Origin of the sequence: Aquidulcibacter sp. (assembly GCF_044346625.1) — a bacterium.
Lineage (GTDB): Bacteria > Pseudomonadota > Alphaproteobacteria > Caulobacterales > Aquidulcibacteraceae > Aquidulcibacter.
This window is the reverse complement of sequence record NZ_JBIIYV010000018.1, coordinates 1-24,420: the sequence shown is the minus strand read 5'-3', so window position 1 is coordinate 24,420 and position 24,420 is coordinate 1. Positions and strand designations below refer to the sequence as shown.

20 protein-coding genes are annotated in these 24,420 nt (G+C 54.5%); 12 read left to right on the top strand and 8 right to left on the bottom strand.

Translation table 11 applies throughout. The annotated features are described in order from the left end of the window. Position 1: 1 nt before the first annotated feature. The 3 genes from ACIQ20_RS06765 to ACIQ20_RS06755 form a co-directional block, all read right to left on the bottom strand. Positions 2-1,252: an argininosuccinate synthase gene (locus ACIQ20_RS06765; protein WP_395778666.1), complete on the bottom strand. Its 1,251-nt coding sequence runs from the start codon at positions 1,250-1,252 to the stop codon at positions 2-4. A 117-nt stretch (positions 1,253-1,369) separates the two neighbouring features. Then, positions 1,370-1,753, bottom strand: a complete 384-nt coding sequence (locus ACIQ20_RS06760) for a hypothetical protein (protein WP_395778664.1) — start codon at positions 1,751-1,753, stop codon at positions 1,370-1,372. 163 nt (positions 1,754-1,916) lie between these two features. Continuing rightward, positions 1,917-3,881: a potassium transporter Kup gene (locus ACIQ20_RS06755; protein WP_395778662.1), complete on the bottom strand. Its 1,965-nt coding sequence runs from the start codon at positions 3,879-3,881 to the stop codon at positions 1,917-1,919. Positions 3,882-4,153: 272 nt separating this feature from the next. On the opposite strand from ACIQ20_RS06755, the gene ACIQ20_RS06750 reads away from it, so the two are divergent. Then, positions 4,154-4,954 (top strand): SDR family NAD(P)-dependent oxidoreductase, encoded by an 801-nt coding sequence (locus ACIQ20_RS06750; RefSeq protein ID WP_395778660.1) that lies wholly within the window; start codon positions 4,154-4,156, stop codon positions 4,952-4,954. 10 nt (positions 4,955-4,964) lie between these two features. On the opposite strand, the gene ACIQ20_RS06745 is transcribed toward ACIQ20_RS06750, so the two are convergent. Continuing rightward, positions 4,965-5,849 (bottom strand): hypothetical protein, encoded by an 885-nt coding sequence (locus ACIQ20_RS06745; RefSeq protein ID WP_395778658.1) that lies wholly within the window; start codon positions 5,847-5,849, stop codon positions 4,965-4,967. A 187-nt stretch (positions 5,850-6,036) separates the two neighbouring features. Beyond that, the gene (locus ACIQ20_RS06740; protein ID WP_395778656.1) at positions 6,037-6,264 is read right to left on the bottom strand and encodes a DUF1674 domain-containing protein; all 228 of its coding nucleotides are present in this window, start codon (positions 6,262-6,264) and stop codon (positions 6,037-6,039) included. Positions 6,265-6,307: 43 nt separating this feature from the next. On the opposite strand from ACIQ20_RS06740, the gene htpX reads away from it, so the two are divergent. The 5 genes from htpX (at position 6,308) to ACIQ20_RS06715 (ending at position 12,928) form a co-directional block, all read left to right on the top strand. Further along, entirely contained in the window at positions 6,308-7,237 is a 930-nt protein-coding gene (htpX, locus tag ACIQ20_RS06735) for a zinc metalloprotease HtpX (protein WP_395778653.1), read from the top strand. Between the two features lie 80 nt (positions 7,238-7,317). Further along, complete coding sequence (locus ACIQ20_RS06730) at positions 7,318-8,712, top strand: RsmB/NOP family class I SAM-dependent RNA methyltransferase (protein ID WP_395778651.1); 1,395 nt, start codon at positions 7,318-7,320, stop codon at positions 8,710-8,712. 65 nt (positions 8,713-8,777) lie between these two features. Continuing rightward, entirely contained in the window at positions 8,778-9,443 is a 666-nt protein-coding gene (rpe, locus tag ACIQ20_RS06725; protein ID WP_395778649.1) for a ribulose-phosphate 3-epimerase, read from the top strand. Positions 9,444-9,452: 9 nt separating this feature from the next. Then, positions 9,453-11,036 (top strand): heparinase II/III family protein, encoded by a 1,584-nt coding sequence (locus tag ACIQ20_RS06720; RefSeq protein WP_395778647.1) that lies wholly within the window; start codon positions 9,453-9,455, stop codon positions 11,034-11,036. Continuing rightward, entirely contained in the window at positions 11,033-12,928 is a 1,896-nt protein-coding gene (locus ACIQ20_RS06715; RefSeq protein ID WP_395778645.1) for an SDR family NAD(P)-dependent oxidoreductase, read from the top strand. Before ACIQ20_RS06720 ends, ACIQ20_RS06715 begins: the two co-directional genes overlap by 4 nt. 20 nt (positions 12,929-12,948) lie before the next feature. Here ACIQ20_RS06715 and ACIQ20_RS06710 read toward each other — a convergent pair whose 3' ends face one another. The 3 genes from ACIQ20_RS06710 to galU all read right to left on the bottom strand — a co-directional run bounded on the left by ACIQ20_RS06710 (position 12,949) and on the right by galU (position 16,633). Continuing rightward, a complete protein-coding gene (locus ACIQ20_RS06710) occupies positions 12,949-14,211 on the bottom strand; it encodes a glycosyltransferase (protein ID WP_395778643.1) in 1,263 nt (420 codons plus the stop codon). An 85-nt stretch (positions 14,212-14,296) separates the two neighbouring features. Further along, complete coding sequence (locus tag ACIQ20_RS06705) at positions 14,297-15,601, bottom strand: UDP-glucose dehydrogenase family protein (protein WP_395778641.1); 1,305 nt, start codon at positions 15,599-15,601, stop codon at positions 14,297-14,299. A gap of 156 nt (positions 15,602-15,757) precedes the next feature. Further along, entirely contained in the window at positions 15,758-16,633 is an 876-nt protein-coding gene (galU, locus tag ACIQ20_RS06700; protein WP_395778639.1) for a UTP--glucose-1-phosphate uridylyltransferase GalU, read from the bottom strand. Between the two features lie 278 nt (positions 16,634-16,911). Here galU and fsa point away from each other — a divergent pair, with 278 nt between their 5' ends. The 6 genes from fsa (at position 16,912) to ACIQ20_RS06670 (ending at position 23,923) form a co-directional block, all read left to right on the top strand. Beyond that, the gene (gene fsa / locus ACIQ20_RS06695; RefSeq protein ID WP_395778637.1) at positions 16,912-17,565 is read left to right on the top strand and encodes a fructose-6-phosphate aldolase; all 654 of its coding nucleotides are present in this window, start codon (positions 16,912-16,914) and stop codon (positions 17,563-17,565) included. A 71-nt stretch (positions 17,566-17,636) separates the two neighbouring features. After that, entirely contained in the window at positions 17,637-18,719 is a 1,083-nt protein-coding gene (locus ACIQ20_RS06690) for a mannose-1-phosphate guanylyltransferase/mannose-6-phosphate isomerase (RefSeq protein WP_395778635.1), read from the top strand. Positions 18,720-18,946: 227 nt separating this feature from the next. Beyond that, positions 18,947-20,464: a phosphomannomutase/phosphoglucomutase gene (locus ACIQ20_RS06685; RefSeq protein WP_395778710.1), complete on the top strand. Its 1,518-nt coding sequence runs from the start codon at positions 18,947-18,949 to the stop codon at positions 20,462-20,464. A 21-nt stretch (positions 20,465-20,485) separates the two neighbouring features. Further along, positions 20,486-21,625 (top strand): AGE family epimerase/isomerase, encoded by a 1,140-nt coding sequence (locus ACIQ20_RS06680; protein ID WP_395778633.1) that lies wholly within the window; start codon positions 20,486-20,488, stop codon positions 21,623-21,625. A gap of 62 nt (positions 21,626-21,687) precedes the next feature. Further along, positions 21,688-22,608 (top strand): Gfo/Idh/MocA family protein, encoded by a 921-nt coding sequence (locus ACIQ20_RS06675; RefSeq protein ID WP_395778631.1) that lies wholly within the window; start codon positions 21,688-21,690, stop codon positions 22,606-22,608. Positions 22,609-22,735: 127 nt separating this feature from the next. Beyond that, complete coding sequence (locus ACIQ20_RS06670) at positions 22,736-23,923, top strand: DegT/DnrJ/EryC1/StrS family aminotransferase (protein ID WP_395778629.1); 1,188 nt, start codon at positions 22,736-22,738, stop codon at positions 23,921-23,923. The last annotated feature ends 497 nt before the right edge of the window (positions 23,924-24,420 follow it).

Below are 24,420 nucleotides of genomic sequence, written 5' to 3'. Positions count from 1 at the left end.
TCTAGTCGTTTTTGCCGGCGCGCTGATCGCGCCAAGCTGCGATCCGAAGGCGAAGCGCGTTCAGCTTAATAAAGCCTTCGGCGTCTTTCTGATTATAACCACCCGCCGCATCAAAGCTGATGAGTTCTTTGTTATAGAGCGAGAGCGGGCTGGAACGGCCCTGCACATAGACCCCGCCCTTATAGACTTTTAGTGTGACCTCGCCGGAGACATCCTCTTGGCTGACGTCGATAGCGGCTTGAAGCATTTTGCGCTCTGGCGTGAACCACATACCGTTATAGATTAGGGTGGCATAGCGCGGCATCAATTCGTCTTTGAGATGCATGGCACCACGGTCGAGCGTAATGCTCTCCATCGCGCGGTGGGCTTGCCACAAAATTGTGCCGCCAGGGGTCTCGTAATAGCCGCGCGACTTCATGCCGACGAAGCGGTTTTCAACCAGATCCAGGCCACCTACGCCGTTTTCAGCGCCAATCCGGTTAAGCTCGGCCAACAATGCCGCAGGGCCATAGGCTTTGCCATTGATCGAATTTGGGTCGCCGCGCTCAAAACCGATGGTGATGAGAGTTGCTTTGTCCGGCGCTTCTTCAGGCGTAATGGTGCGGCGGTCTGCCCGCTTGGACACGAGGTCAGGCACAGGTTCATTGGGATCTTCCAGCACGAGGCCTTCAGAAGAGGTATGCAGCAAATTGGCATCGATGGAAAAGGGCGCGTCTTGCTCTTTGCCGGTTGCAATCTCTATTCCGTGTTTTTTGGCATAGGCGATCAGGTCCGGGCGGCCTTGGAAGCTCCACTCACGCCATGGCGCGATTACTGTAACGTCGGGCTTTAACGCATAATAGGAGACTTCAAACCTTACTTGGTCATTGCCCTTACCGGTTGCGCCGTGACAGACGGCATCAGCCCCCACAAGGTTTGCAATTTCGATCTGGCGCTTAGCGATCAAGGGCCGCGCAATCGAGGTGCCCAACAAATAGACCCCTTCATAAAGTGCATTGGCGCGGAACATCGGAAACACATAATCGCGGACAAATTCATCGCGCAGGTCATCGATGAAGATATTCTCGGGCTTTACCCCTGCCGCCAGCGCCTTGGCACGCGCCGGGCCCAATTCTTCACCCTGACCCAGATCGGCGGTGAAGGTCACGACCTCGCAGCCATAGGTTTCTTGTAACCATTTGAGGATGATCGAGGTGTCGAGACCACCAGAATAAGCGAGAACGACTTTGTTGACTTTGCGTTGGGTGGTCATAGGGCTTGGGTTCCAAGGCTGAAGAGCATGGGTGTCGTGCTAGGCAATCCCCGTCGTGAGATCAAGCGGCCAAAGCAACATCTGATCCGCTAACTCCCTGTCATACGAGCAATGGCCTCAGCGTCGTTTGTCTTTGTTGAGCCATTTAAGGGCAAAAGCCAGATGCACCATATGCGCCAGCACAAAGGTGAAAGCCATAAACACCCGAGACGTTCCCAATGAAACAGCTTCTTTGGTCAATTGCTCGTTTGGCAGACGATGGGCGAGGAAGGTTAGGAGTAGCCCGAAGCCAGCGGCAAGGGCGGGGGCGAACAACAGTGCCAGCCGCCGGGGTGCCGACCAAGTGGGCTGTCCGTTCAGCCCAAATTGCATCGGGACTTGCGCTCCGGGATCAATTTTTGCCGCAGCAGACGCCGAAATCAACGCCATCAGGATGAGACCGGCGACAAAGCACAAATCCCCGGTCCACAGCAGAAAGTGAGAAAAATCGAGCGGGTTCACCCAACCGACTAGAGCACCATATCGTCCTCTTGGATAGGGGTTTTGAGCGCGCTTTGATCCGCTCGGGATCAAAGTTGCGCGCCCACTTTAGATTTGAGCGCGCTTTGATCCGCTCGGGATCAAAGTTGCGCGCCCAGTCCAGATTGGAGCAACAGGTGTTGCTCTAGACCACAACCTGCGTTCCTAGTTCCACCACACGCCCAGAAGGAATGTGGAAGAAGTCTGTCGCATTGGTCGCGTTCTTCGACAGGAAAATATACAAATGATCCTGCCACAAAGGCATGCCCGACGTGCTGGACGCCACAATCGTACGATGGCCCAAGAAGAAGCTCGTCGACATAATGTCAAACTTTAGCCCTTGCTTCCGGCACATGGTCAGTGCTTTGGGAATATTGGGGCTTTCCATGAAACCGTAATTGACGATGACGACGCGGACGTCGGGGATAATTTCTTCAATCTCGATCCGGTCGGCATCGGCCACACGCGGTGTTTCAGCTGTGCGAACACTTAAGATAGCAATCTTCTCGTGCAGAACTTTATTGTGCTTGAGGTTATGCATCAGCGCCACTGGCGCAAGATCGGGGTCGCTCGTCAAGAAAATGGCGGTCCCTGCGACACGATGGGGTGGGTGGGCCATAAGGGTTTTTAAAAGGTCACGCAACGGGATTGAATCTCGCCTCGTCTTTTCAGACAGGATTTGACTGCCTTCCTGCCAGCTCCACATGATCACTACGATGGCTGCCCCCAACACGAGGGGGAACCACGCACCATGGGGAATTTTGAGTATTTGCGAACCTAAAAAGACCATATCCAAAGCTGCAATGGGAACCAACAATAGGGCAGCTTGGAACCCATTCCACTTCCACAGGCGCGTAACTACTGGCACCGCCAAAAGCGTGTCCATAAACATGGCCCCGGTAATCGCGATGCCATAAGCGGAAGTCAAATTGCCGGAGGACTTAAACGAGAACAACAGCACCAAGACACCAATCAGCAAAAAGGTATTGACTTGGGGCACATAGATTTGCCCGGCTTGGGTCTCGCTGGTACGGCGGATTTGCATCCGTGGCAGCAGGCCAAGCTGGACCGCCTGTTGCGTCATTGAGAAAGCCCCGGTGATCACGGCTTGGCTGGCGATCACCGCGGCCATTGTCGCCAAAATCATCACAGGCCAGAAGGCGGCCTCCGGTACCATCATCCAGAAGGGATCTGCTTTTGCTGCTGGATTGGCCAGCACAAATGCCCCTTGACCTAGGTAGTTCAACGCCAAGGATGGGAAGACTAGGACAAACCAGGCCGCACGGATCGGGTTTTTCCCAAAGTGGCCCATATCAGCATAAAGCGCTTCAGCGCCTGTTACAGCGAGGAAGATTGAGCCAAGAATGACTAAAGCCACAAAGCCATTTTCCATCAAAAAGCGGACGGCATATAATGGGTTGAAGGCAAGCCAGACACGCGGATCATCGGCTATATGGTAGATACCTAGACCAGCTAGCGTTAGGAACCACAAAGCCGTAATGGGGCCAAACAAAGCCGCAATTTTATGGGTGCCTTTGGACTGGACCAGAAAAAGGCCAATCAGAATGGCTGCTGAAATCGGCAGAATATATGGCGTAAACAGATTGCCGACACCTGGCGCGATTTTTAGGCCTTCAATCGCACCCAGAACGGAAATGGCGGGCGTGATGATGCCATCGCCATAGAAGAAGGCTGCGCCCATCACGCCGCAGAAAAAGACCCAAGGTGACTTTCGGCCCATGGCGCGTTGGGCCAGTGCCATGAGAGCCAACGTGCCGCCTTCACCCTTGTTGTCGGCCCGCATGAGGAACACGACATATTTCAAGGTCACAATCAGGAATAGAGCCCAGAGCACGAGGGATACCACCCCCAGAACAGCTACTTCCAGATTTCCAGAGCCCTTGGCATGGGCGAGCGCTTCGCGCATCGCATAAAACGGACTAGTCCCGATGTCGCCAAATACGACACCGACCGAACCCAAGGCGAGCATGAAAAATCCGCCGGCTGATTGGCTGCCATGTCCATGGCCGCCACCCTGGGCACCGCTGGCTGGATCGCTAAAGCCCTTGGAGGGTTCTTGGTCCGCTGACATATTTGAAGGCGATGCCATCTTGGCTCCCCGAACACAGTGAGTCGGACACCCGACCCGCTGCTTGTGCGCGATTGTAGGCGGCGCCAATACGCCTTTTGTCGGGTGGCTTCAATGCTCAAGCACAATAGGTAGAGGCGATTGTTGGATTTCCCGTGTTACTGCGCGTTTCTCGCTGACTTTGCTTTAAGCCTTGCCTCCGCTGTTGCGAGTTCTGCGCTAGACGGGCTGGCAGGGGCCGTCTATCCACCCCATACACAAACTAACCCGTTTTGGCGGCAGGAGATCACATCATGGCACGACGACTTTGTTTGGTAACCGGTGCTTCGGCAGGGATCGGTCAGGCAATTGCCCGCATCTTCGCTGAGCGCGGCTATGATTTGGCGCTGACCGCCCGCCGGTCTGATCGATTGGAGACTTTCGCTGCCGAGTTGAAGCAAACTTGGGGCGCGGAAAGTATCACGATTGCGGCAGATTTGGCAGACCGGGCGGCACCCGAGCAGATTGTGTCGGCTTTGGAGGCTGCCGGCCGGCCGGTAGACGCCTTGGTCAATAATGCTGGCTATGGCCTTCAAGGCAATTATCTTGCCTCTAGTTGGGAGGATCACGCGGCCTTTATGCAAGTGCTGGTCGAGGCTCCCCTCGAGCTTGCCTATCGGGTGCTGCCCGGAATGCAGGCCCGCCGCTTCGGCCGTATCATGAATGTCGCCTCCCTTGCCGGACATCTGCCATCGGCGGCAGGTGCCACGCTCTATGGCGCTTCGAAGGCTTTCCTGATCAAGTTTAGCCAAGCTCTGAATCTGGAAAACACGGATAATGGGGTGCACGTCAGCGCGCTTTGCCCTGGCTTCACCTATTCGGAGTTCCATGATGTGAACGGCATGCGCGATCAAGTCTCTACCATGCCGAAATGGTTGTGGCAGGATGCAAAGAGCGTTGCCCAGATTGGCTATGACGCGCTGGAGGCCAATCAGCCAGTGGTGGTCACGGGTACCACCAACAAGACTATTGCCGCCATCGGCAAGCTTTTGCCCGACGGCCTCGCGTTGCGCTTGATGAAATCACAAGTTCAAAAGTTTCGCCGCGCCGATTAAAGCTTCGCCTTTAGTGGCAGCCGCAAGGCTTGTGTGGTGGTTTGCGCGGCTTGCGTGGTGGCGGGTCGAGATGGACGCGCTCGCGCACGCCTGAAAAGCGCGTGCCGCCACCAACAATGGCATACCCACCGCCGCCATAACTATAGCTGGTTTCGGTTGGGAAGCCGACGCCATAACTCATGCCGCCCATAAAGAAGTTTGCAGGGATCACCGTCACTTCCTGCTGCTGGCAGCAAGGCACTGGTGGCATCAGGTGCTGTGTTACCAAGGTCCGGGGGAGAGTTGGGGGCACCATGATGGGCGATTGCGCGACCGGTGGCTGCAAAATCACCACTTGCGCAGGCTGTGATTGAAAATGTGGTTGGATCGTTGGCGCTTGCTGAGTTGGGACCCAATGGCCGCGGCAGGTCACATCCGCACCTGCCTGAGGGGATACGCAATTCATGGACATCGTCTGATTTGTCCGCGCGTCTGTTGTGGTCAATGCGCTTTGATTGCTGGTTGCGGCTTGCGGAGTGCTGTTGTGATGAGTGGAGGTCACAGTCAAGGTTTGCTGGCGCGGTGCGCTGGAGGCCATGGCTTGGGTCTGGACTGGTTGAACTTGGGTAGCCGCAGCATGGTTATTGCCGCGATTTGGATCAAACAAGACGGTCGGGCCAGAGCTTTGGCTGCCAGAGCCTTGGGTAGGCGAAGTGCTGTAGGTTTGGCTTTGTACCGTCATGCCAGGGACAACGCGGATCATGCCAGCACAAGCGGCTTGGTCAGCGGCAGTGCCAAGCAGGCAGGGATCATTTGTGGCGAGGCTCTGCGGACCTGAAGCGGGCTGACTACCTGCAGAAGCTTGTCCAGCGGCGGCAAGTGCCATCAGAGAGACGATGAAAGCAGTTTTGGTCATTCTGACCCCCTATAATGGCAAGCCACGTCCTGTGGCCCGGCTCAGATTTACGTCGTTGCCTTCTAAAGGGCTGATAAAGCTTAAAAGTTCAAGGCGGTGCCCGCGTGCGGGGAATTTGGGCACCCGGGTCCACCTTACAAACCCTATGAGGCGACTTCGTGTCTTGATCTGAGACAGCAAGAGGCCATCAGAAGTCGTAGGCAATGCCTTTGCGTTCCCAATCGCCAAAACGGGTCGGTTCTGCCCCTTTTGGGCCATTGATTTCATGAGCCAAAGCTAGTTCAGCTTCGGTCTGAGCTCGGCGTGCGGCTGCCTCGGCAAGGGCGCGGCCAGCGGGCGTGTCCAAGTCATAGGACCGGTCTTCACGCAGAGGTGAAGGAGAAGAGACAGGATCGGCGCTTTCTTCGGATATCATAGCCCCTACATATAGGTTCAGTTTAATCGGAGTCGAGCTTTCCATGAACACCACAAAGACCTTTATGCTACTGGCAGCTATGACTGCCATCTTTATGGGCGTGGGCTATCTGATTGGTGGGGCAGGCGGCATGGCCATAGCTTTTGTGGTGGCTGCTGGGATGAATGTGTTCTCCTATTGGAACTCCGACAAAATGATCTTGAGTGCCTATCGGGCCATCGAAGTCGGACCAGATCACCGTGACCCCTTAATTGCAACCTATGCGCAAGACGTTCTTACGATGGCGCACAAGGCCCAAATGCCGAGACCGCGAATTTATGTGATCGAGAACCCTCAGCCCAACGCGTTTGCCACCGGTCGTAATCCAGAAAATGCGGCTGTTGCGGCTACCACGGGTCTTTTGTCCATGTTGAGCCGGCAAGAGATTGCTGGCGTTATGGCGCATGAGCTTGCGCATGTGAAAAGCCATGACACCTTGACGATGACTGTTGCTGCAACGCTGGCAGGGGCTATTGGCATGCTGGCGAACTTCGCGATGTTTTTTGGCGGTGACCGTGAACGGCCCAACCCGATTGCGATGATCGCGATGATGATTTTTGCACCTATGGCGGCGGCTGTGGTGCAAATGGCCATAAGCCGCTCACGCGAATATGAAGCCGACCGTCTAGGGGCTGAAATTGCCGGCAACCCGCAATGGTTGGCTTCAGCCCTCCAGAAAATTCAGCAGGGTGCCCGCCAAGTCCATAATGAAGATGCAGAACGCCAACCCGCGACAGCACATCTGTTTATTATCAATCCGCTGGCTGGTGGTCTGCGCGACAATTTGTTCTCTACCCACCCGGCCACCGAGAACCGCGTGGCGCAATTACAAGCCCTAAAAAGCCATGACTTGCCCGGCAATGCGCTTGGCCTGGATGACAGTACTGGTCGGGGTGCCGGACCTTGGGGGGCCAAGAAAGGTCCGTGGGGATAATCATTATGGGTGTGCCTGCGTGCGGCTCTATCTGTCCTGGCACTTGACCCAAAGCTATTGGACGCGCAGGAGCCTGCGCCATGCCGTCTGATCCACCCCATTTTGAACGTTCGCGTCCCCGCAAGTCCCACTCTGGTTCATCTCGCCGCGATTCCGGCCAAAGAGGAACAGGTGACCGTCGCCCGCCTCGCCCGCTGGTCAATCCCGACCCTGCGCGCTTCGCCGCTGTCTGCCTTGTCTCCCATGTTGTCGATCAGCGTTGGACCCTGGAAGAGGCGATGCGGAAAGAGCAAGCATTCGTTCGCCTCGATGGGCGGGACCGGGGCTTTGCTGCCCATTTGACCTTGGCGACTTTGCGCGCGCTTGGCCTCGTCGACGCGGTGTTGGCGACAAAATTGGCAAAGCCTCTGCCTGATAGCGCCCACTTTGCGAAGGCTCTTCTACGCGTTGGTGCTGCACAGCTGATTGAAGGCTTGGCCCCACCCCATGCCGCAGTCGGCCGGTCCGTTGATTTGGCCAAGTTTGAGGCCACAGGGCGCGGCTTTGCTGGGCTGATCAATGCCGTGTTGCGCCGGATTGCCACGGAGCCCTTGGTGCGGCCTCCTGACCGTGAGCGGGTGCCTGCCCTATGGTGGAACCGTTGGCGCACGGCTTATGGTAGCGAGGCCGCCGATGCGATTGCTGAAAGCCTTTCGCGCCAGCCAGCTCTCGATCTGACCACAAAAGGCGAAGGCGCAGCTATCGCTGAAGCCGTTGACGGCATAATTCTGCCCACTGGCAGCATACGCTTGAAGGAAACACCAACCGATGTGACCACTTTGCCGCTCTGGGGTGAAGGCAATTATTGGGTGCAAGATGCGGCAGCTGCCCTTCCTGCGCGCCTTTTGGCAACCAAGCCTGGTGAAAAAGTGCTGGACATGTGCGCCGCACCAGGGGGCAAAACCATGCAATTGGCCGCGACCGGGGCCGATGTCACAGCTCTTGACCTCGATGCAGGGCGGATCAATCGGGTAGCGGAAAACTTGGCGCGAACCAGTCTCACAGCCCGTCTCCAAGTCGCAGATGCGCGCACGGTTGACGCAGAGCCCTATTTTGACGCCATTTTGTTGGACGCCCCTTGCAGTGCAACTGGTACCTTGCGTCGCAATCCCGAAGCGCTTTGGATCAAGACACCCAGCGATGTAGCGCGTTTTGCCGCCGTGCAGATCGAACTGGTGAAAGCCGCGGCTGGTGCCCTAAAGCCTGGTGGGCGTCTGGTCTATGCCGTGTGTTCATTGGAGCCTGAGGAGGCCGATCCTGCGGTGGCTGCGGCCTTTGAGGCGGGGCTGAAGCTAGCCCCAATTCTGCCTAAAGAGGTCCCCGATTTGGGCCTGGCGGTGACAGAGCAAGGCTTTCTGCGAATTCTACCTCACTATTGGGCTGATCGTGGCGGCATGGATGGGTTTTTCATCGCTCGATTTGTAAAGCCTCTTTAGGCCTTGGATTGACGAGCCACATTGTCATCTTGCAGTAACCACCCGAAGCAGAGCATGAATGGACGATGTCAAAGCTTCTAATCAGCCCCTCCATTCTGTCTGCGGACTTTGCCAGGTTAGGCGAAGAGGTCGCGGCTATCACGGCAGCAGGTGCTGACTTAATTCATATCGATGTGATGGACGGCCATTTTGTTCCCAATATTACAATTGGCCCGCAAGTTGTGCAGGCGCTGCGACCGCATTCCGATAAGCCATTTGACGTGCATTTGATGATCGCTCCTGCTGATCCTTATTTGCAAGCCTTTGCCGAGGCAGGGGCGGACATCATCTCTATCCATCCCGAGGCCGGGCCTCATTTACATCGTAGCCTCCAAACGATCCGGAATTTGGGGAAGAAGGCGGGCGTCGTGTTGAACCCGTCGACCCATGAATCTGTGTTGGACCATGTCATGGATATGGTTGACCTGATCTTGGTGATGAGTATCAATCCGGGCTTCGGCGGCCAGGCCTTTTTGCCCAGCCAGTTGGGCAAGATTGAAGCATTGCGTAAAATGATCGATCAGACTGGGCGAGAAATCCTGCTGGAGGTTGATGGTGGGGTAAATCCACAGACGGCCCGCGATTGTTACAATGCTGGGGCCAATACATTGGTAGCGGGGACAGCGGTATTTAAAGGTGGCCCACAGCAGTATCAGGCCAATATCTCCGCCCTCAAAGCGGCAGCAGGCTAGGGGCCCCAGATGCCAATCCAAGCCAAGCATCAATCAGGGGCGGGCAGTCAAGCGCGCCTCGGCCACGAATTGCGCGGCCTATTTGAGACAGGCGTGTTTGATGACGAGGGATCACTGGTTCGAAGGCAATGGCATCAATTGCCGGATTTCCGCCCATCTGTGCAGGAAGAAGGTTTGGATCTTCTTCAAGGACGAACTCCAACCAGGACGGGCTTGGGCAATTTTGACCCATTTCTAGGTCCGTTTTCACTTCCATCCGCTTTTAACCAAAGCTGGACCGCATCCTTCGAATTTTTGCGTGATTTGTCGCCCGCCTATGGTGATCTCGTTCCAATCCTCGAACTCTGGCTCGATCAATGGTTCATCCGCCAAACTCAAGAGCCTCAATCGGGCTTGGCAAAATGGAAGGCCGCATCCATCGGGCCGAGCCAAAGTGAGGTGCAGATTTGGCGCGGTCGACGCATTATCAATTGGTTGGCGCATCTCTTGCCGATGATGCAGGATTTCTCACTCAAGCTGCAGACGAAAATCTGGTGTGAACTCTTGACCGATATAACCCGCTTGATTGAGCCGGATCGGGGCTTTCTGGCTGGTCTTGCAAGAGGATGGGAGCCTTTGAACCGTCGCGCCATCTGGACAAGAGCATCGGCCCTATTGGGTGTCAGCGGCAGTGCCCCTGGCCTGTTACGTCAAGCTACTTTTGAAGAGGCTTTAGACCAGGTGGAGGAACTAATTGCCCCGGATGGCATGTTCGCAGACGGTTCGCCATTGGGTACCTTATCAGCAGCAGCTGACCTCGCGATGTTGACCCGTGTGGTGGAGGCCGAGCCGATTAATCAACGCGTTCGCCAAGCTCTAGCTACCTTGCAGCGTGCCAACGGATCGCTTGTGACTTTCAACAAGCAGCGTGGCTATGGCGGCTTAGTTGAGTCTGTTCTGGGACCTGGCCGTTGGCGGCGATCCTCGATCCTCAAGACCGGGCATATTGGCCTGATCGAAGCTGGCTCAACGCGACTTTGGCTGCGCACACCCCAAGGGTTATCAGACACTGGGCCGATCTGCGAAGTAGAGGCTCATGGCGTTGAACTTGTCTCCTGCGGCCCATATGGCCTATCAGCCATGATTTTTGAGCGGTCTGTTGCCATGTCTGACGCACAAATTCGACGTCGGGATGAAGACGGACAAGCCCTTCTCGAAGGCAAAGCAACATTTGAAGTGGATGGTCAGCGACATAGCTGTATCCGTACCGTGACGATCCGCGAGGATGGTAGGCAAATGCATGGCGAGGACGCTTTGTTTTCAGGGGCCAGTGGCGCACGTGTCCAAGTGGTTGGACTACAATTCGATTTGGGCGAAGGTTGTAGTCCTGTACCCAGTCGGGATGGCGAGAGCATTTTGATCCGTACACCAGCGCGACAGGCGTGGCGGTTCCGATGTCCGGGCTTTGATACCCAGATAAATCAGTCTAATGCAGAATTATTGTCAGGATTGTCACAAAATCGCCGCCATCAGTTGGTTTGTAAGCGTCGAGCCAACGACACCAGCACGGATATTATTATGCGCTGGGACCTTCAGCTTGAGGATTTGATTTGACTAACGCTAAGCTAAAAATCTTTTCCACGGGCTATCTGATTGATATCCTATTGGCGGTGTTGAGTTTTTGGTTGGCGCTGTACTTGGCCTATGGGATCGGATTGAAGCCGGCAACTACTGAAGGCACAATCGTGGCATTGGCTTGTTACGGAATTTCGATTGCCATCGCTTTGGTGGCGTTTCGTCTCAACCAATTGGTTTGGCGCTGGACCTCGGCCGATGACTTAGTCCGTTTGTCGCAGGCCATTGCCGCCGCTGGCATTGGAACAGTAGCGGTCTTGTTCTTCATTGATCCTAGGGTGACAGTGCCGCGCATTTCGCCTGCCGTAGCTGCGGCGGTCTCCCTTATTCTGATGGCGGCAGCGCGGGGTTTTGCCCGCGTGCTTTCTGGGGGTGGCTTGCGCGCCCTGTTCCGTACCATCGCACCAAATGCCCCGGCGACAATCCTTGTTGGACCAACCGATGCCATTACTCAGGCAATCCACGCGGCACGTCTCCTAGGGCCGTTGCCAATCCGACCGATCGCCATTGTTTCCACGATGGGCACTCAAGTTGGTAAGATTTTTGCCGGTGCGCGCGTTTTTGGTAGCCTTGACGCACTGGAGCCTTTGGTTACAGACGCCCTTTCACGCAATTCCGAAGTCCGCATTGCCTTAATCGGCCGCGATCCTGCTCGGCGCGCTGCTCAAGTCGCATTACAAGTCGCAGCGCGCAAAGGCGTAGCGCTCATGCGAATTCCCGAAGGCACTGGGGCTACCTTGGGGGCGGTGCACCCTGCTGATGTTTTGGGTCGAACACGCCGTGAACTCGATTTGCGCGGGCCACGTGGACTTGTGCGCTTCAAGCAGATCTTAGTGACCGGTGCCGGTGGAACCATAGGTAGTGAAATCGTCAAGCAAATCGCTGAGCTATCACCCAGTCGGATTGTTTTGGTTGATTCTTCTGAGAACAATCTATTCCAAATTTCATCAGAGATACGGGCAACCCATCCTAGTATCGATATTGTGGCTCGCTTGTGCGACATACGCGACGCGCAACGCATCAATGCCATTTTTGAGAAATATCGTCCTCATGTCGTCATTCACGCGGCCGCCAACAAACACGTGCCTATGATGGAAGGCCATTTTTGTGAGGCGCTTGAAGTCAATCTGGGCGGGACCTGTGTAGTGGCTGATGCTGCGATTGCAGTAGATGTTGAATCGTTCGTCTTCATTTCGACTGACAAGGCCGTAAATCCTGTCAACGTCATGGGGGCAGCTAAACGTGTTGCCGAGCTTTATGTACGCGACTGTTCCCGCCGCGCGAAAGGGGCTTTCCACTCTGTCCGCTTCGGCAATGTTCTCGGATCTAGCGGTTCGGTTATGCCCGTTTTTGAGCGTCAAATCGCACGTGGCGGACCGGTCACCATCACGCATTCGGAAATGACGCGTTGGTTTATGACCGTGGAGGAAGCTAGCTCTCTGGTCTTACAGGCTGCGGCGATTGGTTCCGAGAAGGGCAGTTCAATATCTGGCGGTCAATTTGTGCTGGATATGGGCGAACCTGTGCGGATTATGGAATTAGCTGAGGCCATGATCCGAATGAAAGGCAAGGAGCCTTGGCGCGATATCGCTATCGTTGAAACAGGCTTACGAGATGGTGAGCGCTTGCACGAAGAATTATTCCATACGTTTGAGCGGGTTGAGAACACACCAGTAGAAGGTGTTTTGGTTGCAAGCGATCCTATGGAGCCGCCCGAAAATCTGCGCACCCTGATTAATCATGTGTTGGATGCGGCCCGCAAAGACAAAGAAACCGCAGCATTAATGTGGTTGCAGCGCATCTTACCGGACTTTAAGCGGCGCGGTGATATTGCGATGGTAAAAAGCGTCGACCTGCGGAGCCTAGATTAGCTCGGAAGAGGTTGCTCTAGCTAGTTGCCGGCTTTCTGAGTGCCTTGTTGCAAGGTTTGAACCGCATTCCCGCTCAATTCCGTCATCGCCTTGGCTTTTGCAGCTTGTGCTAGCTCGCTGCGCTGTTTTGGGTTCTCGGCTAAGGTCCTTAACCAGCGGACGGCTTCATCCGTTCGTGGTTCTGCCCATCGGGCTGCCTTTTGGGTATAGACTTTGTCGGGATCGTCGAGCGGTACCAAATCTGCATTAATCAGAGCTACGCATTTGGCGTCCATGAAATCGAGATTGCCGGACCATTTGGTCGCGATGAGGGGACGTCCCGCAATCATGACTTCGGCCAAGTTCAAGCCAAATCCTTCAGTTCGGTGCAATGAAATATAAACATCGCACGCGGCATAAAGATCGTGTAGGTCATCAAGCCCTTCGCCTGCAGGCCGTAAAATGATTTGTGGGCCCGCTACTTGTGCCGCTTCGCGCAACCGTTGAAGAGAATCCGGGAACCGGTCGCCAGACAGGTGGCGGAGGATTAGCCGGGCGTCCGGCCGATCGTGGAACGCGGCAACAAAAGCAGAAATGGCTCCAATTGCATTCTTTCGCGTCAGGCTTGATGCAAGCGAAAAGCTTTGGATCGCAACAAAAGCGGATTTGGAAACGCCTAAGGCTTCGCGGCCCTTGGCACGACGTTCCTCTGTCATTGTGGGTGGCGGCAAAAGCGCGACAGGATGAGGCACCACGTGCACAGGCACGTCAAATAGCTTCTTGAGCGCTTGGGCGGAAAAATTGCTGGGTGTCCAAATCTCGTGCGCAAATCGCCCGGCCAACTTCCAGAACCTCGGAACTACCTCCAATTCCCAGACCCAATAGCCGATAACTTTGCGGTTGCGGAGTTTCTCTTTGCCCAGTTTTGCTAAGGCGTGGATGGCGACATCGGGGTTCAAGGCGACGATCAAAACATCATCGGGGGCTGCTTCCTCTGAACGTATGGCGAGCTTGGGGTCAATTGGGGCCCCAATCCATTCAGAAGCATCGATCCGCCGCACGATGATCCCACGGGATCGCAATTCATAGTCGAGCAGTTTTGCAGCGACCCCATGACCGATGGGGGAGGAAAATGAACCCAAAATAGTGACCGACTGAAACGCCTTTTGCGGATATGATCCAGCCTCCGGGATACTCGCAGCCAACATCGGCTCAGTCAGAAAGCGAATCCGCTTTCCGATCATCAGGCGTGTCGGAAGCGGCAGTTTACGCCACAATCGCCGACAGTCTTCAATGATCCCCATTCCGGTCTCCGCGGCCTATCTCTTCTGCAATAATCCTTGACTGTAAAAAGGTGTTACCACTCGTGTAAAGCCCAATCTAAAGGCTTCACTTGCGCCCAATGCTCACATAAGTGAACCCATCTTGGCGTAGGTCTTCTGGATTATAGATGTTGCGCAAGTCCACCATTACTGGCTTCCTCATCTGTGTGGCAATCCGTTCAAAGTCGAGGGCTCGGAATTGATCCCATTCGGTGAGAATGACGATCGCATCGGCATTATCAGCGACCTCGTAAGGACCGCCTACCATCTCAATGCCTGTAAGTTCCTTTTTCGCTTCTTCCATCCCTTCTGGGTCGTAAGCCCTGACTTTGGCACCAGCCGCTAAGAGAGCTGGTACGATGTCGAGGCTTGGGGAGTCACGCATATCGTCGGTATTTGGCTTAAAGGTCAGGCCCAAAATACCAATTGTCTTGCCCGCAACATCGCCGCCGCAAGCCTCGATGATTTTGCCAGCCATGCGCTTCTTCCGGTTTGTGTTCGAGGCAACTGTAGCTTCGACAATGGTCACAGGCGCATGGGATTCTTGTGCGGTACGCATCAAGGCTAGCGTGTCCTTCGGGAAACAAGATCCGCCATAACCTGGGCCGGCATTCAAAAACTTCTTGCCGATCCGATTGTCTAGGCCGATCCCGCGAGCAACTTCTTGCACATTGGCTCCAACCTGCTCGCACAGGTCCGCCATCTCGTTGATATAGGCGATCTTGACGGCCAAGAAGGCGTTCGCGGCATATTTGATGAGTTCACTTGTGCGACGGTCCGTGAACAAGATCGGCGTCTCGTTCAGAAAGAGCGGCCGGTAGAGTTCGCGCATCACTTGCCGCGCGCGTTCATCCTCGGTGCCTACCACAACCCGGTCTGGACGCTTGAAATCGCCGATGGCAGCCCCTTCGCGCAGGAACTCGGGATTAGAAACCACCGAAAAGTCGCCCTTGGGGTTCACTTCGGTCATGATCGACTGGACCAAATCGCCTGTACCAACAGGGACAGTCGATTTATTGACTACCACCGTATAGCCTTGCATGTGCTCTGCAATTTCGCGGGCCGCTTGCTCTACGTAGGATAAATCAGCGTGACCGTCGCCGCGTCGCGAAGGTGTGCCAACCGCAATAAACACGGTGTCGGCCTCTTTTACCGCTTCGCTCAGGTCGGTAGTAAAGGATAGGCGGCCTGCCTTAACGTTTGATGCTACCAGATCCTCAAGGCCAGGTTCAAAGATCGGCATGATCCCTTGATGGAGGCGGTCGATCTTGCCGACATCCTTATCCACGCAGATGACCTGATGACCAAAATCTGCAAAGCAGGCACCCGACACCAATCCAACATATCCAGTGCCAACCATTGTAACGCGCATAACTTGAACCCTTACTTATGACGATGTCATGTGATGCAGAGCCGATTGCTGGGCTCAAATGAAGTAACTTTAAGCCTGCTTCTTTAGGCGACGGGTTTGAAGAAATTAAGTCTAGTTCTGCAAAAGCTCTATGGGTGCGGCATAACCGTCCATTTCTTAGTCGCGGGCAAGTAGCCGTTCGATCATAGCGCGCACATCCGCCCCAAGTTCCGGGTCCTTGAGCGCATATCCAACAAATGCTTCTGCGTAGCCGATGCGCGAGCCACAATCAAAGTCGCGTCCTGCAAATTCGACAGCATGAAAAGACTGAACTTCCATCAAGCGCAACATGGCATCTGTCAATTGAATCTCCCCACCTGCGCCGCGTTCTTGAGTTTCGAGATAATGGAAGATTTCAGGCTGAAGAATGTAACGCCCCGTAATGCGTAGGTTTGAGGGTGCTACTTCTTTGGCTGGTTTCTCGACCATGCCCGTAACCGGCATGGATTTGCCAACTTTTGGTCCGTGCGCGATGACGCCATAGCTCGATACTTGTTCGATGGGCACCGGGTCAACGGCAATCACATTGCCGCCCACTTCCTCATAACCAGCGATCATCTGCGTCAAACAGGAAGGAGTTGCTTGCACCAAAACGTCTGGCAACAACACCGCAAAAGGCTCATTCCCAATGATGTCGCGGGCGCACCAAACGGCGTGACCTAAGCCCAACGGTGACTGTTGGCGCACAAAGCTCTTTGAGCCAGCTTCAGGCAACATGTCTTCCAGCATTTTCAATTGAACAGTTTTGCCAGCACGACGCAAAGAATCTTCAAGCTCGTAAGCGCGATCGAAATAGTCTTCGATCGCATTTTTGTTGCGGCCGGTCACAAAAACAAAATGCTCGATCCCCGCTTCCAAGGCTTCCTCGACAACCCAATGTACCGCAGGCCGATCAAAGACGGGCAACATTTCTTTCGGTAAAGATTTGGTCGCTGGCAGTACCCGCGTTCCAAACCCTGCCACTGGCAAAACGGCCTTACGAATTTTTTTCATAACTAACTTCCCTGAGTCAGCGTAAACAATAGCGCTCTATAGTCTCTCCGGTCGTCAGTGCCCACCCGCTGTTGCAGATAACAAGGAAGCCAGGTTGACCTGAGTCTGCCGAGAACTAGCAGGAATCATGCCATGGGTGGCTGAAAATCGGTGGCTTTTGCAGCTGAGGAACAAGCATGGCAATTGCAAACTGGCTCCTAGCCTTGAGGGACTGTCTTGCGTGCTTTAAGGGGCTAAAGGTCACTTTCGTCCTCCGCACCAATTGACTGGATAGCTTTATGAAGATTTTCATTGATACCGCCGAGATTGCCGATCTGAGAGTTCTGGCTGCAACGGGGCTTGTTGATGGCGTGACGACAAATCCGTCTCTAATTGCAAAGTCTGGGCGCAAAATTGCAGAGGCAATTGAAGAAATTTGCGCGCTGATTCCGGGGCCCATAAGTGCAGAGGCAGTAGCAGGCGACTACGACACCTTGTTGGCGGAAGGACGCTTTTTAGCAAAAATTGCACCCAATGTTGTGGTGAAATTGCCTTTGACCCCAGTCGGTTTGCGTGTTTGCAAGACGCTGAGCGAGGAAGGAACGCCTGTAAACGTCACCTTATGTTTCTCGGCAGTTCAAGCACTTTTGGCCGCCAAGGCGGGTGCAACTTATATTTCTCCCTTTATCGGACGGCTTGACGACAATGGTCAGGACGGAATGGAACTGATCCGAGATATTCGTGTTATTTATGACAATTATGGCTTTGAAACCCAAATCCTTGCTGCATCCGCAAGGACAGCAATGCATGTTCGAGATGCAGCTTTGTCGGGTGCTGATTGTGCGACGCTGCCACCTGCAGTTTTCAACGCGCTCTATAAGCACGTTTTAACCGATCTTGGTTTAGAAGCTTTCATGAAAGATTGGGCTAAGACAGGTCAGTCTATCCTCTAAGGCGATTTAGAAAATCCGTGGGCATATGATGGCCGGCGGTTGGGGCGCTCGGCAGGAATAAGGGCAGGTCTTTGACGACATCGTTGCATTCTCAACTGATTATACCTGTCATCCTTTCCGGGGGCGCTGGGTCTCGTCTCTGGCCCCTGTCAACACAAACCAAGCCGAAGCAATTTCACGCACTTGCTGGGACAGCGACGATGTTTGGTCAAACTCTGCAGCGTGTCGCAGCAGATCAGGCGGTGCGCTTTGGTGCGCCGCTCGTTATCTGCGGCCTTAGCCATCTTGGCCCAGTTAGTGAAGAACTGGCCCGAGAAAATGTAACTGACGCAACCATTGTCTTAGAACCGATGCCCCGAAACACTGCGCCTGCTTTGGCGGTTGCTGCTTTGATTCAAGCTGAACGTGACCCTGAAGCCTTGATGCTTGTTCTGCCGGCAGATCATGTCATCGCTTACCCAGAGCGTTTGCACCAAGCGTGCCTAGATGCGTGTGCTGCTGCGGTCGACGGCAGAATCGTAACCTTTGCTGTGACCCCAACTTCTCCGGAGACGGGCTATGGCTATATCAGAAGTGGACAGGCCTTGGGTGAGGGTGTTTTTGCGGTAGAAGCGTTCCGCGAAAAGCCTGACTTGGCGACGGCCAAGGCCTATTTAGCGGATGGCAATTATGCTTGGAATGCTGGCATCTTCTATTTTAAGGCCAGTGCGTTTTTGGCTGAGCTCAGCACCCACGCCCCAGACGTTTTGATGGCCGCGGGTGCTGCTTTGGCCCAGAGCCGCCGTGAATCCGGTTGCATTTATCTTGATGAGGCCGCTTTTGTGAAAGCTCCATCCATCTCGGTTGATTATGCGGTGATGGAATCCACAGACCGCGCCGCGGTAGCACCCGTTGATATGGGCTGGAACGATGTTGGCTCGTTCCTGACACTTTGGGATCTGGCTGAGAAGGACGAGTCCGCTAATGTTGTCCAGGGACCAACCGCTTTATTTGATACTAAGGGCTGCTTGGTGCGATCCGAGGAGGTTCCCGTCGCTTTAATCGGCGTTGAAAACCTTGTGGTCATCGCAACCGCCCAAGGCATTTTGGTGATGCACAAGGACCGTGCGCAAGATGTTCGACTTGCCGCGGACGCTTTCAAAACAAAGAATTAGAGTGCCAAAGGACTTTAGCTGCATTTTCAACCTCTAACGTCCTGATCAAGCTGTGCTCTTCGCAGCTGTATGACGTTTCCTGGCTGGCCAACAGACCGTCGTATTTCGATAGCATATAAAGGTAGGTACTGCCGCCTGGCTCATAAATGCTTTCTCTTTATTCTAATCCCATTCCGCGCTAGTGCACTGCCACTTCAATTGGAGCTTACAAGATGACGCAAACTACCATGCCGAAACCACGGACGGACTTGGCCACCAATACTTTGGATTTTGAGATGAATCCGCTAGTGAAGGCAACAGGCTTCCGTGAGTATGATGCCCGCTGGTGGTTTGGCATCCAAGGCAATGAGAAGGCGCCGGAGTTGAATTTCCTTGGCGTTCAGGCACTGGGTCTGGGCCTCGGCACCTTGTTGCATGAGTATGGTGCCAGCCGCGTTGTCGTTGGTCACGACTTCCGCTTTTATTCTTTGTCGATCAAGCAAGCTTTGACCATTGGTCTGATGCAGGCTGGTTGTGAAGTCTTGGACATTGGCTTGGCCTTGTCGCCCGTGGCCTATTACGCTCAATTTGCTTTGGACGCGCCCGCTGTCGCGATGGTTACAGCCAGCCATAATGAGAATGGCTGGACTGGGGTAAAAATGGGCGCTCAGAAGCCTTTGACTTTTGGCCCCGATGAAATGGGCAAGCTGCGCGATATCGTCTTGTCCGGTGCTTTCGTTGAACGCCCGGGCGGCAGCCTTACCCGGATCGAGGGGATGCGGGAGCGTTATATTGCGGACGCAGTTGGCGACTTTAAACTCAGCCGTCCAATCAAAGTGGTCGTCGCTTGCGGCAACGGTGCCGCTGGGGCCTATGCGCCAGATGCGCTGCGCCGGATGGGTGCTGAAGTGGTGGAGATGGACTGCGATCTCGATTGGACATTCCCAAAGTATAATCCCAATCCAGAAGATGAGGAAATGCTTCACGCTATGGCCGAAACCGTGCGTGCGACAGGTGCAGAGCTCGCCTTAGGCTTTGATGGCGATGGCGACCGTTGCGGGGTAGTCGATGATTCCGGGGAAGAGATTTTTGCGGATAAGATCGGTCTACTGCTCGCCCGTGACATGAGCGCCCTGCATCCAAACGCGACTTTTGTAGTCGATGTGAAGTCCACCGGCGCTTATGAGATCGATCCAGTCCTGAAGGCCAATGGCGCAAAGGTCGATTATTGGAAGACAGGCCACTCTTATATCAAGCGCCGCACCAATGAGCTTGATGCGTTGGCTGGTTTTGAGAAGTCTGGACACTTTTTCCTGCGTGCACCATATGGGCGTGGCTATGACGACGCTTTAATCGCTGCGCGGGTTATCCTTGCCATGTTGGACCGCGCAGGTGGTGCCAAGCTTTCAGAGATGAAGCAAAAGCTTCCCCTAACCTGGACCTCGCTCACCATGTCCGCCCATTGCGGCGATGAAGTGAAATATGGGGTCATTGATCGGGTGGTCGCTGATTATGTCGCGTTGGCTGCCGCTGGCGGGAAAATCATGGGTCGCTCAATCCGGGATGTGAATACGGTCAATGGTGCCCGTGTGACATTGGAAGATGGCTCATTCGTCTTGGTTCGCGCTTCTTCAAATAAGCCGGAATTGGTGGTGGTGGTCGAGAGCACGCTCAGTGATGCCGACATGCGCGCCCTGTTCCATCAGGAAGCCAAGCCAAGACTCGCGGCGTTCTCTGAAGTGGGTCATTACAATCAAACCGTTTAAGCCTCGCCGGGACAATATGTTGTGGACCTAGAGATCAAGCGCTTGCGCTCTTGGATGTTTGATCACGCTTTGCCCTTATGGGCGACGCGCGGTTGGGATCATGTTCATGGTGGCCCGGTTGAGGAATTGGCCTTAGATGGTGGTCTGTCTGACCCAGGCTTTAAGCGGGTCCGAGTGTTCTGCCGCCAAGTTTATGTGTTTTCTCATGGCTGTTTACTTGGCTGGCAGCCGAGCATTACCCATGCCAAAGCAATGTATAAAGCCATGGTGGCCCATTGTTGGCAGGGGCCAGATTCAGGCTGGGCCAAACTGGTCACGTCTGACAATCAGATCCTGGATCCAACGACGGACCTTTATGACAATGCTTTTGCTTTGTTCTCGTTGGGCTGGTTCTACCGCGTTTCGCCAACGCCCGATGTTTTGGACCTAATGCATCAGACTGTGACCCTAATTGATACGAAGATGCGTCACCCCAAGCTTGGATTTTGGCATCAGATTCCTGTAAAGGGATCCCGGCTGCAAAACCCGCATATGCACACGCTTGAGGCTTGCCTGGCTTGTTTTGAAACAACACAAGACCAAATCTTTGCGCGTTTAGCGCGCGAGATCATCGGACTGTTTCAGTCCCATTTCTACGACCCGACACGTGGGACCTTGTGTGAGTATTTTGACGACAATCTCGATCGATTGGCTGAAGAGAAAGGCCATTGGGTAGAGCCCGGTCATCAATTTGAATGGGCGTGGATACTGGCCTCAGCCCATAAATTATTGGGTATTGAGGTAACAGACCAAGTCAAAGGCCTGATCGCGTTTGGGGAAGAAAAAGGCGTCGATCGCGTCAGTGCAGCCACTTATAATGTTATTCTGGACGATGGCAGATTCGTCGACGCGGGCTCACGTACTTGGCCGAACACCGAACGCCTTAAAGCGGCTGTCGCGCTCTATGAATTGACAGGGGCTGATCCAGTGCCCGTGTTAAGGCCGACATTGCAGCTATTGCTCAATCGCTATTTGGCGGTCGAGCCTATAGGCGGTTGGTTAGATGCCTTTGACCATGCAGGACAACCCATCGCGAAAGCCATGCCCACCTCCACTTTCTACCATTTGTTTTTGGCCTTCGCAGAGGTGCTTCGGGTTGCGGACCGCCTAGAAGCACATTAGCGACAGGTCATAAGTCCAGCGTGGGATTTGCTGCGCTTTTGCCCTATCAGAAGGCTCTCTACGTGTCAGACATCTCAGAGAAACAGGTCCGGATCGGTGTTGCTGGAGCTGGCGTATTTGGCCGTAATCACGCCAATAAAATTAAATCAAACCCTCGCGCCACCTTGGTCGGTATCTTTGACTTGAACGCGGAGCGGGCAGAGGCGCTTGCAAGCGAATTGTCTACACAGGCTTTTACCGACTTGTCAGCTATTCTGGCTGAAGTTGATGCGCTGGTGGTTGCCACCCCCGCCATCGCCCATGGTGGTGTAGCGCGCGCCGCGATCGATGCGGGCAAACATTGTTTGGTCGAAAAGCCTTTGGCCGCAACGTCTGCAGACGCTGACATCTTGTGCCAGCATGCGGCGGACCGCAGGGTCGTGCTGCAGGCCGGCCACCAAGAACGTTACATCTTCAAGGCGATGGGTTTGTTTGAGGTAATGGAGCGGCCAAAATTCTTGGAAGCAACGCGGGTTGGCTTGCCCAGCATTCGTGGCGCCGATGTGTCTGTGACTTTGGACCTGATGGTCCATGACATTGATTTGGCGCGCATCCTATTCCGGTCAGAGCCAGTCGCCATTAAGGCCACCCGTTTGGCTGGTGAGCCAAATAATCCCGATGCCGTAGAAGCCGTTCTGACCTTTGAAGGCGGCAGCGAAGCCCGATTTCTTGCCAGTCGCGCGGCTGAAGAGCGCGATCGCCGCATGACTATTGGCTATGCTGAAGGCGAGGTCGCGATCGACTTTATTGCGAAGAGTTTCGACGATGGACCCAACTTCGGCCTCCACCCAGACTTTGCGACTCGTATCCCAGACCCGATGGGCGCTGCCACTGCCGACTTTATTTCCGCTATACTGGGCGAGCGGACGGTTGCGATTTCTGCCGCAGATGGTGCAGCAGCTGTGCGGATAGCGGAGGCGATTGATCAAGCCACCCGTGCTTGATTGTTGCTCTTGGTTGCCAAAAGTGATGGGCCAATCTGCGTTGGCTTGCAGTAAACCCCCAATCGATGGCTTATGAGACAGCCTAGCCAGCATTACAGGCTAGCTTGAGGATGAGTGATACACGAGCATGACTGACAGCACCCGCCCCCCGATTGGCTTTATTGATCTTCTGGCGCAGCGTCGCAGGCTCGGCACCCGCATTGATGATGCGGTAATGGGTGTGATCAATGGTGGTGCCTATATCATGGGCCCTCAGGTTCAGGCCTTTGAAGCAGCTCTGGCAGAGTTTGGACAGTCGAAATACGCCTTGTCCTGCGCCAACGGGACAGACGCTTTGGTTTTGCCCTTGATGGCGTGGCACATTCGCACTGGGGATGCAGTTTTCTGTCCCAGCTTCACCTTTGCCGCGACCGGCGAAGTGGTGCCGTGGTTGGGTGCGACCCCCGTCTTTGTTGACGTTGACCCGGTGACCTACAATCTCGATCCTGCGCATTTAGAAGCCTCAATTGAGGCCGTGTTGGCAGAAGGTAAATTAAAGCCCAAAGTGATCATCGCGGTGGATCTCTTTGGCCAGCCCGCCAATTACCCAGAGATCTCGGCAATTGCTAAAAAATATGGCTTGAAGCTGATAGCCGATTCCGCCCAAGGTTTTGGCTGCACCCTCAACGGCCAACATCCGATCCATTGGGCAGATGTTGCCACCACCAGCTTTTTCCCGGCTAAGCCCTTAGGCTGCTATGGCGACGGCGGCGCCGTACTCACAGACGATTACGCGCTTTGGGAGGTGATGGATTCCCTCCGTGTGCATGGCAAAGCGACCAAGAGCGATTTGGCAGGCAAAACCTTTGAACATGATCCGAAATATCTCAATATCCGGATCGGCATGAATTCTCGCCTCGACACCGTTCAGGCCGCGATCTTGCTTGAAAAGCTGGCTGTGTTCGCTGAGGAAATCGAAGCCCGCAATAGGATTGCTGCGCGGTATAACCAGCTATTGGGCGACAGCGTGGTAGTCCCTACGGTCATAGAAGGCGGCGTCTCAACTTGGGCCCAATATACAATCGAAGTCCCAGACCGTGACGGCCTAGCGGCCTACGCCAAGACCCGCGGCGTACCAACGGCAGCCTATTATCCCATTCCAATTCACAAGCAGGACGTCTATAGCCGCTTCCCTGTTGGTCCAGGTGGCCTTCCCGTGACAGAAGCTAAGGCCGATCTTGTAATTTCGCTTCCCATGCACCCAGATTTGGACGAAGATACACAAGACTATATCGTTGAGACTGTCCGGAACTTTGCGGGGCGTAACGCGGCGTGAACCATGCAGAAGGTCGTTACGAACCAACAAAACGCACAGCCGACACTCGGATCTGATAGCCTTAAACGAGCGCAATCTGGTCCTAGTCTACCGATGCCGCCAACATCAATCATTCCAAAGCAATGTTCATGCGGAACCATTGAAGCTCTTGATAAAGAGAAAGCAAGGCTTCAAGATCGAGACACAAGCCTTGCTTTTCGAAAAGCGTCTCTTGACGTTCACTTACCCGAGACTTCCGTCTCCATACCGACATGTACTCCCTAACCTCTGAGGCTTCGGGCAATATCCCTACAATTCACACACGGCCGCTTCGAAACGGCACTTCATTGCGTCCTAGAGCAGTTTTGCTAATTTCGGCGGTGATCTAGGACCTGTTGACAAACTGGATTCCCAAATCAGTTGAATTCTGATTCAAGGTAGCTTTTGGGGAGGCTATCTTGGCGCGTTTGTTGATGGAAGATGGGGAATGGACGTTCTTTGAGCCGTTTTTGGTCGGC

What these genes read in the sequence shown, in the direction of transcription:
- ACIQ20_RS06710 (WP_395778643.1), bottom strand. Translation starts at nt 14,211, where the DNA reads ATGGGGATCATTGAAGACTGTCGGCGATTGTGGCGTAAACTGCCGCTT.
- ACIQ20_RS06705 (WP_395778641.1), bottom strand. Translation starts at nt 15,601, where the DNA reads ATGCGCGTTACAATGGTTGGCACTGGATATGTTGGATTGGTGTCGGGT.
- ACIQ20_RS06750 (WP_395778660.1), top strand. Translation starts at nt 4,154, where the DNA reads ATGGCACGACGACTTTGTTTGGTAACCGGTGCTTCGGCAGGGATCGGT.
- ACIQ20_RS06740 (WP_395778656.1), bottom strand. Translation starts at nt 6,264, where the DNA reads ATGATATCCGAAGAAAGCGCCGATCCTGTCTCTTCTCCTTCACCTCTG.
- ACIQ20_RS06765 (WP_395778666.1), bottom strand. Translation starts at nt 1,252, where the DNA reads ATGACCACCCAACGCAAAGTCAACAAAGTCGTTCTCGCTTATTCTGGT.
- galU (WP_395778639.1), bottom strand. Translation starts at nt 16,633, where the DNA reads ATGAAAAAAATTCGTAAGGCCGTTTTGCCAGTGGCAGGGTTTGGAACG.
- ACIQ20_RS06745 (WP_395778658.1), bottom strand. Translation starts at nt 5,849, where the DNA reads ATGACCAAAACTGCTTTCATCGTCTCTCTGATGGCACTTGCCGCCGCT.
- fsa (WP_395778637.1), top strand. Translation starts at nt 16,912, where the DNA reads ATGAAGATTTTCATTGATACCGCCGAGATTGCCGATCTGAGAGTTCTG.
- ACIQ20_RS06670 (WP_395778629.1), top strand. Translation starts at nt 22,736, where the DNA reads ATGACTGACAGCACCCGCCCCCCGATTGGCTTTATTGATCTTCTGGCG.
- ACIQ20_RS06755 (WP_395778662.1), bottom strand. Translation starts at nt 3,881, where the DNA reads ATGGCATCGCCTTCAAATATGTCAGCGGACCAAGAACCCTCCAAGGGC.
- ACIQ20_RS06730 (WP_395778651.1), top strand. Translation starts at nt 7,318, where the DNA reads ATGCCGTCTGATCCACCCCATTTTGAACGTTCGCGTCCCCGCAAGTCC.
- ACIQ20_RS06720 (WP_395778647.1), top strand. Translation starts at nt 9,453, where the DNA reads ATGCCAATCCAAGCCAAGCATCAATCAGGGGCGGGCAGTCAAGCGCGC.
- rpe (WP_395778649.1), top strand. Translation starts at nt 8,778, where the DNA reads ATGTCAAAGCTTCTAATCAGCCCCTCCATTCTGTCTGCGGACTTTGCC.
- ACIQ20_RS06685 (WP_395778710.1), top strand. Translation starts at nt 18,947, where the DNA reads ATGCCGAAACCACGGACGGACTTGGCCACCAATACTTTGGATTTTGAG.
- htpX (WP_395778653.1), top strand. Translation starts at nt 6,308, where the DNA reads ATGAACACCACAAAGACCTTTATGCTACTGGCAGCTATGACTGCCATC.